This window comes from Streptomyces sp. NPDC016469 (genome assembly GCF_040632905.1).
Classification (GTDB): domain Bacteria; phylum Actinomycetota; class Actinomycetes; order Streptomycetales; family Streptomycetaceae; genus Streptomyces.
Map to the genome: position 1 here is coordinate 72,463 of NZ_JBEYCQ010000007.1, position 13,957 is coordinate 86,419.

The 13,957-nt window shown below is 69.5% G+C and carries 13 protein-coding genes; 7 read left to right on the plus strand and 6 right to left on the minus strand.

Going from position 1 to position 13,957, the window contains the following annotated elements:
* Nucleotides 1–41: 41 nt before the first annotated feature.
* Nucleotides 42–1,037, minus strand: coding sequence for a DMT family transporter (locus ABZ565_RS09780; protein ID WP_361022819.1), 996 nt, complete (start codon nucleotides 1,035–1,037; stop codon nucleotides 42–44).
* A gap of 41 nt (nucleotides 1,038–1,078) precedes the next feature.
* Nucleotides 1,079–1,873 (minus strand): thioesterase domain-containing protein, encoded by a 795-nt coding sequence (locus tag ABZ565_RS09785; RefSeq protein WP_361022822.1) that lies wholly within the window; start codon nucleotides 1,871–1,873, stop codon nucleotides 1,079–1,081.
* Between the two features lie 209 nt (nucleotides 1,874–2,082).
* On the opposite strand from ABZ565_RS09785, the gene ABZ565_RS09790 reads away from it, so the two are divergent.
* Nucleotides 2,083–2,589, plus strand: coding sequence for an Lrp/AsnC family transcriptional regulator (locus ABZ565_RS09790; RefSeq protein ID WP_361022825.1), 507 nt, complete (start codon nucleotides 2,083–2,085; stop codon nucleotides 2,587–2,589).
* A gap of 24 nt (nucleotides 2,590–2,613) precedes the next feature.
* Here ABZ565_RS09790 and ABZ565_RS09795 read toward each other — a convergent pair whose 3' ends face one another.
* The 4 genes from ABZ565_RS09795 to ABZ565_RS09810 form a co-directional block, all read right to left on the minus strand.
* Nucleotides 2,614–3,459: an alpha/beta hydrolase gene (locus tag ABZ565_RS09795; RefSeq protein ID WP_361022828.1), complete on the minus strand. Its 846-nt coding sequence runs from the start codon at nucleotides 3,457–3,459 to the stop codon at nucleotides 2,614–2,616.
* Nucleotides 3,449–4,708 (minus strand): aminotransferase class I/II-fold pyridoxal phosphate-dependent enzyme, encoded by a 1,260-nt coding sequence (locus tag ABZ565_RS09800; protein WP_361022831.1) that lies wholly within the window; start codon nucleotides 4,706–4,708, stop codon nucleotides 3,449–3,451. Before ABZ565_RS09800 ends, ABZ565_RS09795 begins: the two co-directional genes overlap by 11 nt.
* Before the next feature lie 101 nt (nucleotides 4,709–4,809).
* Entirely contained in the window at nucleotides 4,810–5,037 is a 228-nt protein-coding gene (locus ABZ565_RS09805) for a phosphopantetheine-binding protein (RefSeq protein WP_361022834.1), read from the minus strand.
* Between the two features lie 48 nt (nucleotides 5,038–5,085).
* Nucleotides 5,086–6,000: a chlorinating enzyme gene (locus ABZ565_RS09810; RefSeq protein ID WP_361022837.1), complete on the minus strand. Its 915-nt coding sequence runs from the start codon at nucleotides 5,998–6,000 to the stop codon at nucleotides 5,086–5,088.
* Nucleotides 6,001–6,388: 388 nt separating this feature from the next.
* Between ABZ565_RS09810 and ABZ565_RS09815 the strand changes: the two genes are divergently transcribed.
* From ABZ565_RS09815 to ABZ565_RS09840, 6 genes are read left to right on the plus strand one after another with little or no spacing between them, the layout of a single operon-like run.
* On the plus strand, nucleotides 6,389–8,389 hold the full coding sequence (locus ABZ565_RS09815; protein ID WP_361022840.1) for a fatty acyl-AMP ligase: 2,001 nt from the start codon (nucleotides 6,389–6,391) through the stop codon (nucleotides 8,387–8,389).
* Nucleotides 8,386–8,661 carry an acyl carrier protein gene (locus tag ABZ565_RS09820; protein WP_361022843.1) on the plus strand — a complete coding sequence of 92 codons (276 nt, stop codon included), beginning with the start codon at nucleotides 8,386–8,388 and terminating at the stop codon, nucleotides 8,659–8,661. Before ABZ565_RS09815 ends, ABZ565_RS09820 begins: the two co-directional genes overlap by 4 nt.
* A 22-nt stretch (nucleotides 8,662–8,683) precedes the next feature.
* On the plus strand, nucleotides 8,684–10,045 hold the full coding sequence (locus tag ABZ565_RS09825; RefSeq protein ID WP_361022846.1) for a radical SAM protein: 1,362 nt from the start codon (nucleotides 8,684–8,686) through the stop codon (nucleotides 10,043–10,045).
* The gene (locus tag ABZ565_RS09830; RefSeq protein ID WP_361022849.1) at nucleotides 10,042–10,785 is read left to right on the plus strand and encodes an SDR family oxidoreductase; all 744 of its coding nucleotides are present in this window, start codon (nucleotides 10,042–10,044) and stop codon (nucleotides 10,783–10,785) included. The genes ABZ565_RS09825 and ABZ565_RS09830 overlap by 4 nt, the downstream gene beginning before the upstream one ends.
* Nucleotides 10,778–13,051 carry a molybdopterin-dependent oxidoreductase gene (locus ABZ565_RS09835; RefSeq protein ID WP_361022852.1) on the plus strand — a complete coding sequence of 758 codons (2,274 nt, stop codon included), beginning with the start codon at nucleotides 10,778–10,780 and terminating at the stop codon, nucleotides 13,049–13,051. The genes ABZ565_RS09830 and ABZ565_RS09835 overlap by 8 nt, the downstream gene beginning before the upstream one ends.
* Nucleotides 13,048–13,956, plus strand: a complete 909-nt coding sequence (locus ABZ565_RS09840) for an alpha/beta fold hydrolase (protein WP_361022855.1) — start codon at nucleotides 13,048–13,050, stop codon at nucleotides 13,954–13,956. The genes ABZ565_RS09835 and ABZ565_RS09840 overlap by 4 nt, the downstream gene beginning before the upstream one ends.
* Nucleotide 13,957 lies beyond the last annotated feature (1 nt).

Consider the following 13,957-nt stretch of genomic DNA (forward strand, 5'->3'; position numbering starts at 1 on the left):
ACTCGCGCGGGGCGCACCGTTCCCGGCGGCGGAGGAGTGCGCTACCGGTTGGCCGGATCCCGTGTCTCCTCGCCCGCCAGGACCACGTCCGGCTGCGCTACACCGGCGCCGGCCGGGGACGGTTCCGCGTTCCGCGTCCTGGCGACCGACCGGCCGCTGACCACCGCGAGCAGGGCGCCGGCCAGCATGATCAGCGCGGCCGCCCCCTGCGACCAGGTGAACGACTCGCCGAGCGAGATGAACGAGAAGACGGTGCCGAACAGCGGAACCGCGAACATCATGACCGAGGCGGTGGAGGCACCCACGTCCCGGATCCCTCGTACGTACAGCAGATACGCCACCGCGGTGGGACCGATCGCGAGATAGACGGCGTTGGCCCAGAAGCCGCCACTCAGCGAGGACCAGCCGACCGAGGAGAACTTCGGGGCCGCCATGACACCCAGGGCCAGCGAACCGGCGACCGTGGAGTACATGACTGCCTGGAGCGGGTCCATCCCCGACACCAGCTTGCGGTTGAGCAGGGTGTAGACGGACCACACGGCCGCACCGGTCAGGAAGACGCTGTCCCCCATCAGACGGTCGCCCCCGGCCGACGCACCGGTGTTGGCCGTGAAGAAGAACAGAGCCGCGCCGCCGAGCCCGATCGCCAGTCCGGTGACGCGCACCGGGCCCGCCGTCTCGCGTCCGGCCACGATGAGGGCCACCGCGGTGATCACCGGCGTGAGCGCCGGGAAGATCACGCTGCCGTCGCTGGCGGGGCCCATGGTGACCCCCCAGAAGAAGAGGGCGTTGTAGCCGAAGACGCCGACGAGACCGGCCAGGCAGGCGCCGAGGATGTCCTTGGCGCTCGCCTTGCGACTCGGCCGCATCACGAGGGTGAGGGCCAGCAGGACCAGCGCGCCCCCGCCGAACCTGAAGAAGGCCGCGACCTCATGAGGGACGTGCTCGGTGGCGTACTTCGACGACGGGAAGGCGCTGCCCCACAGCATCATGGTCAGCAGCAGCCACCCGTAGGCTCCGATGGACTTGCTCTTCATGTGGCATCACGCTCATTCTCTTGCTGTCTGCGGTGTTGGTTTCAGCCGGCGCTCCGCGGTCTGCTCGCCCGCAACACCTCGGTGACGACGGCGTGCACCTGTGGCGCACGTTCGAGGACGGCGAAGTGCCCGCCGTCCAGCTCATGAAGGGTGAAGGCGCCCGTCGTCTGCTCCTCCCAGGCGCCCAGCTGGTCCACGGTCCCCCGGGGGTCGTCCGTCGCGGCGAAGGCCGTGACCGGCAGATCCAGGGGAGCCTCCGGCAGATACGCGTACTGCTCACTGACCGCGAAATCGGCGGTCAGCAGCGGGTGGAGCATGCGCAGCATCTCCGGGCTGTCGAGGACCCAGTCGGGGGTTCCCCCGTGATGGCGCAGCACCTGGGCCAGCTCACCGAGGGTGAGTTCACCCAGGTGCGAGGACTCCTCCACGATCTGCGGCGCCCGACGGCCCGCGACGAAGAGGTGGACCGGTGGCTCGGCACCGGCCCTGCGCAGCTCGCGACAGAGCTCGAAGGCCACGATCGCCCCGGTGCTGTGCCCCAGGACGGCGTACGGGCCGGCCACGGAGCCGGCAACGGCCTCGGCGAGCTCGGTGACCAGCGGTCCGACCCGGTCCAGCGCCCGCTCGTCGCGTCGCGTCTCCCGCCCCGGCGGCTGCACCGGGCACAGCCCGAGCCACTCCGGCAGACCCGCGCCCCACGCCCGGTAGGCCGAGGCCCCGGCGCCGGAGTGCGGCAGGCACAGCAGTCGGACCTCCGCCTCCTGCGCCGCGCCGAAGGGGAGCCACGGAGTCCCCGGTGCCCGCACCCGCGCCGTCCTCGTTCGCTGCACGTTCATGACCGGCCTCTTTCTGTACGTCCGAAGGGGCGTGGCACGCCGGAACCGAGGAGGGGGGCACGTCGGGGTCGACAGGCACCGTCCGGAGGATGTCTCCGCGCCGGGTCGGGTCAGGGGTCCCGAGGGTGTTGCCGTGTCTCCGACCGAGTCTGACAGTCATTTCCGAAGAGCCGCAAGCACGCCGAAATAGCCACGCTAATATGGGAGTTGTGCCGAATATCGATGAGATCAACCAGAGGTTGCTGCTGGAGCTGCAGAAGAACGCGCGCCGTTCCAACCGGGAGCTGGCCCGGTCCGTGGGTATCGCCGATTCGACCTGCCTGGAGCGGGTGCGGGCGCTCCAGCAGAGCGAGGTGATCCGGGGATACAGCGCCGACGTCGATCTGGAAGCCCTGGGCCGCGGCCTGAAGGCGATGATCGCGGTACGGATCCAGCCGAAGAGCCGGGACTCCGTCGAGTCGTTCCGGGCCTTCGTGCTCACGCTCGCCGAGGTGCTGGACGTGTTCGTCGTGTCCGGGAGCAACGACTTCCAGGTGCTGGTGGCCGTCGAGGACCCGCAGCACCTGGAGGATTTCGTCCTGGACCACATCGCGCAGTACCCCGCGGTCGCCGATCTGCACGCTTCGCTCGTCTACGAGCACCTGCGCCGCCGCCCGGTGGAGATCCTCGCCCCCCGGCCGCGCCGGCAGCGCCCCGTGACCCCGCCCTGGAGCTGACCGCCCGGCTCGGTCCGCCCGCCCTCATACCCGGCCGGGCGATCCCACCCGGTGGGCGAACGCGGCCAGTTCGCCCGCCGCCTGCGCGGGATCGGTGAACAGGGCGTAGTGGCCGCCCGTCTCCCGTACCGACAGTTCCGAGCGTGCGACCAGCGCCCCGGCCCGCCGCGAGTTGCGGTACCCCACCATCTGGTCGTCCTCCCGGGCCAGGAAGAGCGCCGGAACCGGCAGCGCGGCACAGGCGGCCGCCGGGTCGTAGTCGTTCGCCGCCCGGATGCCATGGGCGTAGCGGATCAGTTCCTCGGTGCCCCGGCTGTACGGGTACGTCACCATCCCCACGAGGTCCTCGTCCTCGATGCCCATGACCTGGGCCTCGTTGCCCCGTGGCCGCACGATGTCGAGGTAGACGCCGGCGCGGTCCTCGTCGGCCGCGATCTGCGTGCACATGTCGAACACGGCGTTGCCCAGCCGCGCCCCCGGCACGCCGTCGAAGAGGAACGCCCCGTCGACGGCGGTGAAGGAGAGGGCCCGGCCGCCCAGCGCCCGGGTGAGGAAGAGGCCGATGGACGCGCCGGTGCACCAGCCGGCCACATGGAGCGGACCGGTGCCCAGGGCGGCCGCGACGGCCAGCCCGTCGGCGGCGTGCTCGGACAGGGTCACGCGGGGGCTCCGGGACGGGCCGGGGCTGCCGCGCAGCTCCCAGGTGACGAGGTTCAGTCCGGCGGCGCGCAGTGCGCGGGCGGGGCCCTCCAGGAGCCGGTTCTCCATGCCGATCGCGTTGACGAAGAGGACCGTCGGCGCCCCGGCCTCGTACGACGTGGCGACGTCCAGGGTGATGCCCCCGGCGGCGACGATCCGCTCAGTGTGCACCGCGCAGCTCCTCCAGCGCCTCGGCGAATCTGCCGATCCCCTCGGCGATCACCGACTCGTCCGGGCTGAGGCTCAGCCGGACGCACCGTGTCGCGTGGCCGGCCAGGAAGGGCGAGGCGAAGGGCGGCACGAAGAAATGACGCCCCGGCACGACGAACACCTTCCGGCGCTTCATGGCCTCGTACATCGCGAGGTCGTCGAACCACTCGTGGTCGATCCACAGCCAGCAGAACATCCCGCCCTCGGCCGTGTGCAGCCGCCAGTCGACCGAGGCCGGCAGCAGATCGTGGAGGAGCTTCTCGGCGGACCGGCGCTTGTTCCGGTAGTACGGAGCGATCACTTCGGTGGCGAGTGCGGAGATCCGGCCGCTGTTCAGGGCCCGGGCCACGGTGGCCTGGATGAGCTGGGGTGCGTGCAGATGCGAGTTGGCGGTGAAGGAGAGCATCGCGTCGATGGCGTCCTCCGGGCCGATCGCGAAGCCGATCCGCTCCCCGGGCAGGCCCGCTTTGGACAGCGTGAAGCAGTTGATGACATGGGGGTGGAAGGGGGGCTCGGCCACGGTCTCGGCGACCCGGGGGAACGGCGCCCCGTAGGCGTGGTCGAGCAGCAGCGGGACGTCGCGCTCCTCCGCGATCCGGATCAGTCCGGCCAGGTCGTCGCGGCCGATGCTGCGGCCCGTGGGGTTGCCCGGGCTGGACAGCAGCAGCATCCCCATCGCTTCCTGCCGGCGCACCGCTTCGAGGTCGAAGGTGTAGCGGAAGGACCGTTCGCCGTCGAGCACGATCCCCGGCGCGACACCGGTCGCGCCGCCCTCCTGCAGGCTCAGGCCCTGGTAGCCGGTGTAGTCCGGGACCGAGGGCAGCACCAGCCGCCGGTTCCCCTCCGGGTACGGGCCCGTGAAGGCGGTGGTCGCCATGAAGGCCAGCAGCTGGCTGCCCGCCCCCACCAGCACGTTGCTTTCCCGGATGCCCCAGCCGTACTGCGCGTTGAAGTAGCGGACGATCGCCTCGACCAGTCCGTCCGCGCCCCGCGAGGGCCCGTAGCGGGTACTGGCTCCGGCGAAGTCCTCCGCCATCGCCTCCTCCTGGAGCTGCCTCCAGGTACTGGTCACCTCGGGAATCGCCGCCGGGTTCCCGGGGCTCAGGTTCACCCACAGGTCGGCTTCGGAGGCGACGCGGGCGATGTCCTCCATGATGCTCCGGATACCCGACAGGCCGCCCATCTTCGCGCCCCACGAGGAGAGTTCCACCGACAGAGTCCTTCCGTTTCCACACCGTGGGCCGTCGTGCGCGGCGCGGGGGAAACGCCGGACCGTGCCGGCGTTTCCCCCGCGCCAGTGACTCCGTGTCGTCAGGCCGCCGACACCCGGGACTCGAGGTAGGTGCTGATACCGGCCACCGTCGAGTGCCTGAAGAGCTCGTCCATGGGGATCTCGGTCCCGAACTCGTCCTTGATGGCGCCCTGGATCCGCGCCATGATGAGCGAGTGCCCGCCCAGCGCGAAGAAGTCGTCGTTCTCACCGATGTCGTTCAGATCGAGGGCCTCGGCCCAGATCTTGTTGATCCGCTGCTGGATCACACTGCTTCCTTTCTGCACTTCGCCGGAGCGCTTCCCGTACCGGGCGAATCAGTGGGTGTTCTTGACGGCGAACTTCTCGCCATGGGCATTGGCCGTCCGGAGCCGGTTGTGCCCGTAGATGTCGACACCTGAGACGACGACGGCCCCGTAGTCCTTGAGGTCGAAGTCCTGCCCGTGGGCGGTGTACGAGTTCTGGTCCGGATAGACGCGCACGTGCGTCGGCACGTAACGCGACGTGATGGCGAACCGGGTGTCCCGCTCGGTGATGTTGGGCAGCGAGCCGTGCACACAGGACGCGGTGAAGATGATCGCCTCACCCGGCTGCATCTCCATGTCCACGACGTCCTCGGGCGCCGGCTCCCAGTTGGGGTCCACGGCGAAGTCCGAGAAGTCGTATCCGTAGAAGCCGGTGTCCTTCGTGAAGGTCGTCTCGTGGTCGGAGTCGTAGCGCTCCTCGCGCCCACGCTTCGGAGACAGGCTCTCGTCGAAGATGCGGTCCCGGTGCGAGCCCCGCACGAAGCGCATGCAGCCGGTCTTCTTGGTGGCGGGAGTGAAGGTCGTCCACACCGTGATGTCGACGTACGCGTTCCAGTCCGACTCCGTCGGCAGCAGCTGGGGCTTGCCGGTCGCGTAGCTGTAGTCGCGCACCTGGTGCCACTCGGTGCCGCGGGAGCCCGGGAACTTGGCGAAGAACTCCGTGCGCCACGACAGGATGTCCGGGCCGAGGATCGCGTTGAGGTACTTCAGGATCGTGGGATGGGTGACGTGCCGGGACAGCTCCGGGATGTCCAGGTGCCTGTCGTAGTTCATGCTGTTGTGGAACACCGAGTGCGTGGTGTCCTGGTTCTTGACCCGCACTTCGCGCAGGATTTCAGCAGCCTCGTCCGGCTCGTACAGCTTGACCGGGCCGGTGAATCCGTCCTGCATGAACTGCTCTATCTCGCCCTTGATGTCATCGGGCACCAAAGCATTCTCGGCAACCGATGCACCGGACCCCTTGGGCCCAATCCGAGTTTCGGTCATCGCCAGGTCACATCCTTTTCCGCATTCCTGATCCGATTGCGTCGTCAGCATCGTCTGCGCTGCTGTCCTCGCCCGGTCCTCGCCCGGTCCTCATCCTGACCTCACGCCCCGGAACAGGGCATCGAAAAGCCTTCGGAACCCTGTCGATTGCATGGAAGCAATGCCTTGACAGACGCTCGGTGAGCCGCCGATGCTGGGCGGCATTCGCCCCCCGATCCCACGTCGGCGGACGACCGCATTCCGTTCGACGGCCCTTTTTCGGCCGGCCGGCAGCACGGACGGAAACCACGACGCTCACGAGGAGGGGTGAATTCCCTTGAGCAAAGGCATGACTTTTTCGGATGTTTTCGCGTCGTGGCAGCGCGAGGACACCGCGCTGCATTTCGACGGCGACCCGGAGGAAAAGGCGATCACCTTCGCCGCGCTTTCGAGCCGGACCGCGGATCTCGCCACCCGCTTCGCCTCGCTCGGCCTGTCCCGCGGCGACCGGATCGTGCTGGCCATGTCGGACGCCCGGCAGTTCATCCTTTCGCTGGTCGCGGCATTACGCGCCGGACTCGTCGTGGTCCCGGCCGCACCGCCCTCGCTCACCAGCCGGGGCGACGCCTTCCGGGACAGCAGCCGGGAGATCTGCCGGGTCTCGGGCGCGTCCCTCTGTCTCACCGGGGGCTTCTTCACCGGCTTCCTCGCGGATGCCGGACTCTCCTGTCCCGTCGAGACCTTCGAGTCCCTGACCGCCGCGGAACCGGCCGGTCCGGTCCTCCCGCCGGACGCCGGTGACCTCGCCCTCATCCAGTTCACCAGTGGCAGCACGGGCAGCCCCAAGGGGGTCGTGGTCCGCCACGGAGAGCTCCTGGCCCATGTCCGCGCTCTCTCGGCCGCGCTGGCCGTCGACCCGGAGACGGACCGCGGTGTGTCCTGGCTCCCCTTCCACCACGACATGGGGCTGATCGGCAAGATCTTCGTTCCGCTGCTGACCCAGACCAGCACCTGGTACGTGCCGCCCCTGTCCTTCGTCCGTGACCCCGCGGGCTTCCTGCGGATCATGAGCGAGATCCGCGGCACCATCTCCTTCGCCCCGAACTTCGCCTACGGTCTGCTCGCCGCGGTCGCCGCGAAGAAGCCGCCGACCGGCCTGGACCTGTCGGCCTGGCGCATCGCCGGCTGCGGAGCCGAGCCGGTGTCCGCCGCCACCCTGCGCCGATTCGCCGACGCCTACGCCGACAGCGGGTTCCGCCCCGGGGCCCTGCGCCCCTGCTACGGGATGGCGGAGGCCGTGCTCGCGGTGTCGGTCGCCCCGCCCGCCGACGGCCCGCGCACCCTGGTCGCCGACGCGCGCCGGCTGGCCGAGGACCGCACCGTCGTCCCGGCCACCGGCGACGACGGCGTGGTGCTCACCTCCAGCGGCCGGCCCATCGACGGCACCGAGATCCGGATCCTGGACCCGGACGGGCGCCCGCTCGAGGACGGCCGCGAGGGCGAGATCACCCTGTCGGGCGAGCACCTGGCCCACGGCTACCACGAGGACCCCGACGAGACCGGCCGCACCTGGCGCGACGGCCGGCTGCACACCGGCGACCTCGGGTTCCTCTCGGACGGCGAGCTCTTCGTGACCGGCCGGATCAAGGACCTGATCATCGTCAACGGCCGCAACCACCACCCGCACACCATCGAGCAGCAGGTCGAGGCCGTCCCCGGGGTGCGCCCCGGCGGGGCCGTCGCCGTGTCGGTACCGCGCGGGGACAGCGAGGCCGTGCGCATCGTGGCGGAAGCCCGCAGCTATCCCCCGCCCGCCGGTCTCGCCGAGGAGGTGGCCGCGCGGGTGGGCGAGCAGTTCGGGCTCCGCGTCGCGGATGTGACGGTCGTACGCAAGGGGACGGTCCCCAAGACCAGTTCGGGCAAGAAGCAGCGGAGGCTGACCGCCGGACTGCTCGAATCGGGGCGGCTCGTCGCCGTACCCGACGACCCGGCCCCGCAACCACCGGCCGCACAGGCGCCGGTGGCCCGTGAACCGTCGCCCGTCCCCGTCATCGGTTCCAGCTACGTCGTCAAGGCCGGGGACACGATCACGGAGATCGCGTTCACCGCCTACGGCGATGCGCGACGGCACCAGGAACTGGCCCTGCACAACAAGAACGTCGAGGGATTCAACGCGGCCCGGCTCCGCTCCGGCATGGAGATCGACATCCCCGAGCCGGACTACCTGCCGATGCCCAGCGGCCTGGGCGGGCTGCGCGGCAATGTCGGCAGATCGTTCAGCATCCGCCCGGTCGGGCCGGCCGAATCACGCGTCCGCACGGCGGACCGCAAGGAAGGACGGCAGTCATGACCACGGCAGCGGACGTACCGGCCGGCGAGGGCCAGGTCCTCGCCACGATCCAGCGGATCATCACCGAGGTGGCCAGGATCGAGCCGGAGGAACTCCGGCTCGACAGCCCCGTGACGGGCGTGAAGAACGTCGACTCCATCCTCCTGCTGGAGATCGTCGTCAGGGCCGAGGTCGAACTGGGCATCGAGATCGACGAGCAGGACCTGTTCGACATCGACACGGTCCGGGACTTCGTGGCCTTCTGCCACAAAGCCACCGTGGCGACCGACTGACTCAGCCGACCGGAGTGACGTGATGGCTCGCGCATACAAACTACTTCTGATCTCCCCGACGGCCTCGTTCTTCGGCCGCAACGAGAAGCACCGGCAGTTCAAACGGGAGTGCCGGGAGTTCCAGTTCTTCGACTACACCTGGACGGGGTTCGCCACCGGTCTGCTGATCGTGGGCGCGCTCACGCCGCCGTCGTACGAGATCCGCTACATCGACGAGAACATCGAACCGGTCGACTTCGACGCCGACGCGGACCTGGTCGCGCTCACCGGGATGACCGCGCAGGCCGACCGGATGTACGAGATAGCCGCGCAGTTCCGGGCGCGCGGGATCCCGGTGGTGGCCGGCGGACTGCACGCCAACCTGCTGCCCCACGAAGTGATGCGGCACGTCGACGCGGTGTGCGTCGGCGAGGCGGAAGCCGTATGGCCCGAGGTCCTCCACGACTTCGAGCACAAGCAGCTCAAGCCCATGTACCGGCAGACCACCCGCACCAACATGCTGGAGGCGCCCCAGCCGCGCTACGAGCTCGCCCAGGAGCGGTACTACCCCAGCATCTGGGTCGAGACGTCCCGCGGCTGCCCGCACAGCTGCCGGTTCTGCGCCGCGACGATCCGCTACCGCGACAAGCTGGGCTACAAGTCCATCGACCAGGTCATCCGCGAGGTCGAGGCCGTACGGGAACGCTGGGACAGCCCGTACGTCCTCTTCTCCGACGACAACTTCGTCGTGGACCGGAACCGGACGAAGGAGCTGCTCACCCGGCTGAAGCCGCTCGGCATCAAATGGAGCGGCCAGTCCGATGTGTCCTTCTACAAGGACCCGGAGATCCTGGACCTGATGCACGAGAGCGGCTGCATGACGATGCTCATCGGCTTCGAGTCGGTCTCCCAGGACACCCTGAACGGCATCGACGAGCGCAACTGGAAGTTCCGGGCGCTGGACAAGTACGTCGAGGCGACGAAGGCGATCCAGGACCACGGCATCGGCGTCTACGGGGCCTTCTCGCTCGGGCTGGACACGGACACGAAGGACTCCTTCGCCCAGACGTCGGCCTTCATCAAGGAGAACTTCCTGGCAGGGGTGCAGATCTCCTGCGTCACCCCCTTCCCCGGCACTCCGCTGCGGGACGACATGGAGGCCGCGGGGCGGATCCTGCCGGACAAGTCCTGGTCGTACTACACCGTCTTCGACTCCGTCTTCCAGCCCCTCAACATGACACCGGAGGAGCTGGAAGAGGGCACGCTGAGCGTCTACCGCGACTTCTACAGCCGGGAGTTCGCGCTCACCAAGACCCGCCACTTCAAGGGGATCTACCGCAACCTCGTGAAGAAGAAGGTCGAACGCGAGTCCGCCGTGGCCACCACCGGCCGGAGAATGGTGTGAGGGCCGTCGTCATCGGTCCGGGCGGGATCGGCGGCGAGATCGTCCGCTCCCTCGTCGCGGCGGGACACGAGGTGGTCGTCGGCCGGCGCGGCACGAGGGCGGACGCGGACCTTCCCGGCGTCCCCGAGTACCCGGTCGATGTGTCCGACCCGGCGGCCTGCCGGGACTTCGTCTCGGACGTCTGGAGGAAGGAAGGCCCCGCGGACGCCGTCGTGAACTGCTTCGGCGCGATGGCCGAGGGCCCCTTCCTCCGGTCCGACGCCGAGGTGATGGACCGGATGTACGAGACGAACCTGCAGGGCGTCGCCCACGTCTGCCGGGCCGCGGCCTTCCGCCTGATGAAGAACGGCGGGGGTGCGATCGTCAACGTCGGCTCCGCCGTCTCCCTCGCGGGCGTCCCGGGGCTGACCGCCTACTCGGCGTCCAAGGCGGCGCTCGCCGGATTCGGCCGCAGCCTGGCGGCCGAGCTCGCCCGCTACCGCATCACGGTGAACACGGTCTCCCCCGGCTTCCTCGACAGCGGCCCCACCGCCGGACGGCCGGACGCCTGGAAACGCAAGGTGGCCGAACACGTCCCGCTCGGCCGGCTCGGGACGCCGTCCGACGTGGCCGCCCTGGTCACCGCGCTCGTCTCCCCGGACATGTCCTATGTGACAGGACAGGAATTCGTCGTCGACGGCGGCTGGACACTCGGCTCGGCCGCTCTCAGCCGCGATCTGCTGGAGCTGGACCGTGGCTGATACCTCGAAGAAGACGCTGTGCACCTTCTGCGGTGTCGTGGACCAGGTCAGCGTCTCGGCCGAAGGCAAGGTGAAGGCGACCGGCAGCCTCGGAGTCTGCGTCAAGGGCGCCCACTACTTCCAGAAGCACCTGGGCGCGGACCCCACCGAGGTCGACCGCTTCACCAGCCCGCTGCTGCGCACCCCGTACGGCTGGGAGCAGGTCTCCTGGGACTACGCCATCGACATGGTGGCGGACACCATCCTGGCCGACCGGCAGGAGTTCGGCCGGGACTCGCTCGCCTGTTACGGCGTGGGCCAGATGACGCTCGAAGCGCTCTGGGTGGCGAAGAAGTTCTTCCAGGGCCACCTCGGTACGAACAACATCTGCTCCAACGCCGAGCAGTGCCTCGCCAACAACGCGGGCGGCCACGAACTCGTCTTCGGCAACGAGGGTCCGTTCGCCGCCTACGACGACTACCGCAGTGCCGACGCCATCTTCTTCTACGGCCACAACCCGGCGATCAATCACCCCACGGTCTTCCAGCGCTACATCCGGCAGAACCGCGGCGCCGTGAAGGTCGTCATCGACCCGCGCAGGACCGCGACCGTCGAGAAGCTCCAGGCCGACAACCCCGACAACATCCACCTGCCCGTCCGCAGCGGCAGTGACGTCCTGCTCAACATGGCCTTCGCCCGGTATCTGCTGGACGAGAACGCGCTGGACCGGGACTACCTCACCCGTGCCGTCGATCCCGACAGCGCGGACGCCTTCCTGCGGGCCCTCGCGGAGGGCCCCTACTCCATCGACGAGGTCGTCCCACGGATCACTCCCGACAGCATGCCCCACGAGGAGATGCGCCGCCGGGTGCTGCGGGCGTGCGCGTTGTGGGAGAGCGACCGGGTGGTGAGCACCAGTTCGGTCGGGATCAACCAGACCGTGGGCAGCAGCGGGGTCGCCTCCATCCTCAATCTGCACCTGCTCAGCGGCCAGCTGGGCGCTCCGGGCCGGGGCCATGTCCGGCTCGCCGGACAGTCCAACGCCTCGGCGGAGCTGGCCATGGGCTACTCGGGCCGGCTGCTGCCGTTCCGGATGCGGCTGGCGGACCCGGAACACCGGGCGACGATGGCGCGGCTGTGGGGGCTGCCCCCGTGGCGGATCAGCCCGTCCCAGGGCCTGCCCGTGGCCTCGTTCGCCACCTCGGAGCGACTGCGGACGCTCGTCGTCTTCGGCACCAACCCGGCCCGCAACTTCCCCAATCTCGATCAGTGGCGCGAGAAGATGATGGACCTGTGCGTCATCTACATCGACTCGTACTACAACCCCGAGATGCTGGAGTACGCGGACATCGTCCTGCCCTGCCGGACCAAGCACGAGACGTCGGGGATCTTCCTCAACGGGGAGCGGCGGCTGCAGTACATGGAGGCCATCGAGGAGCCGCCCTTCGAGGCCTGGAGCGATGTGCGGATCGTGTCGGCCGTCGCGCGCCGGATCGCCGGACGCCTGGAGGGGGCGGAGCCGCCGACGACACCCGCACTGTCCCCCGAGGAGATCGAAGCGCTGGTCACCGACGGCAACGGGGACCTGTCCGCCCGAGGACTCGCCGAGGCCTTCGACTTCCCCGTGGACGAGTACGGCGAGATCCTCAGCGAGCCGGTGTGGGACGAGATCCGGACGGCGTCCCGCGGCTTCTACAACGAGTTCGTCGACGGCAGCGGACAGGCGATCACCCTCAAGGACATCCAGCAGGGCGAGGGCGTCCAGTGGGGCGGGGAGCGCCGCTACTCACGCAACGGCTCGGAGGAGGAGGTGCTGTTCCCCGGCGTCTTCGCCGACGACCGGCACCGGGCGCGTTTCCATCTGCCGCCGCCGGAGCGCCTCGTCCCCTTCAGCGAACGCAACACCCGCGAGTTCGTCCTGATCACCGGCCGCGGCCAGATGGGCGGCGCCTCGCACCGGAACGATGTGGCCATGTTCAACTCCGCGACGGCGACCGGGACTTCCGGGTGGCCCGACAGGAACAGCGTGTACCTGAACACCGCCGACGCCGAACGGCTCGGGGTGACGGCGGGACTGCTGGTACGGCTCACCAACGACATCGGTTCGCTCGTCTGCCCCGCGGAACCGAGCGCCGACGTACCGGCCGGCCATCTCTATCTGACGTTCCACCCGGACCGGGCCGGCACCCACCCCAATCTGCTGACCAGCTCGGAGGAGTGCGATCCGCTCACCTGGCAGCCGCTGCTCAAGGACACCGCCGTCGACCTGACTCCGTTGCGCCCATGACCGGAACCCGGCCGCGCACAGGGCTCCTCGCGGGACTCGGCTACCCGGTCCGGCTCTTCCGGCGCTTCCACAGGCCGGTGTCCGCACCGGACTTCGAACGCCCGGAGGACTACGGACTCACGGCGGAGCCGTTCGGCGTGGTGACCCGGGACGGTGTGACGATCAGGGGGTGGACGTTCACTCCGGAGTCCCCGTGGGGAGTGGTCATCCTCTGCCACGCCCGCAGTGCCAGTAAGTCACGGGTCCTGCGGCAGGCCGAACTGCTCCACCGGCGGGGGCTGACCGTCGTCACGTTCGACTTCCGCGGCTGCGGGGAGAGCGACACGGCGAGGCGCATCGGCGGGAACCGGCTGCAGTCGCCCCTGCGCGACCTGGAAGCCGTGTCCGCCCGGGTGGCGGAGCTGCACGGTGCCGACCCGGTGCTGGGCGGACGCGTGGCCCTGATGGGCTGCTCCTTCGGCGGCAACATGGTGATCGCCCACGCCGGTACCGCGGGGGTCCACTACCCCGCGCTGGTCCTCGACTCGACCCCGCTGGTGCGCTGGGCCGACATGCTGCGCGAACTGCTGCGTTCGGAGCGGCGCGGAAGCCCCAGCCCGCGGCTGCGCGCCGTCGCCGACCGTGCGGTCGTCCGTGCGGTTGTGCTCTCCACGCGCGCCGACGTGCTGTACCGGCTGGCGCGGCGTTCGGCCGGAAACCTGGCGCGTACGCCGCTGCTGCTGATCGTCGGCGAACGGGACACCCTCTTCGACGTCGAGGAGGGGTGCCGCTTCCTGGACCGCTACTACGCGGGCCCCCGCGAGGTCTGGCGGGTCGGGCGCGGCCGGCATCTGACGAACCACGTAGTCGATTCCGATGTCTACGGGGAACGCATAGTCTCCTTCCTCCGTGCCACCTTCCCGTAGG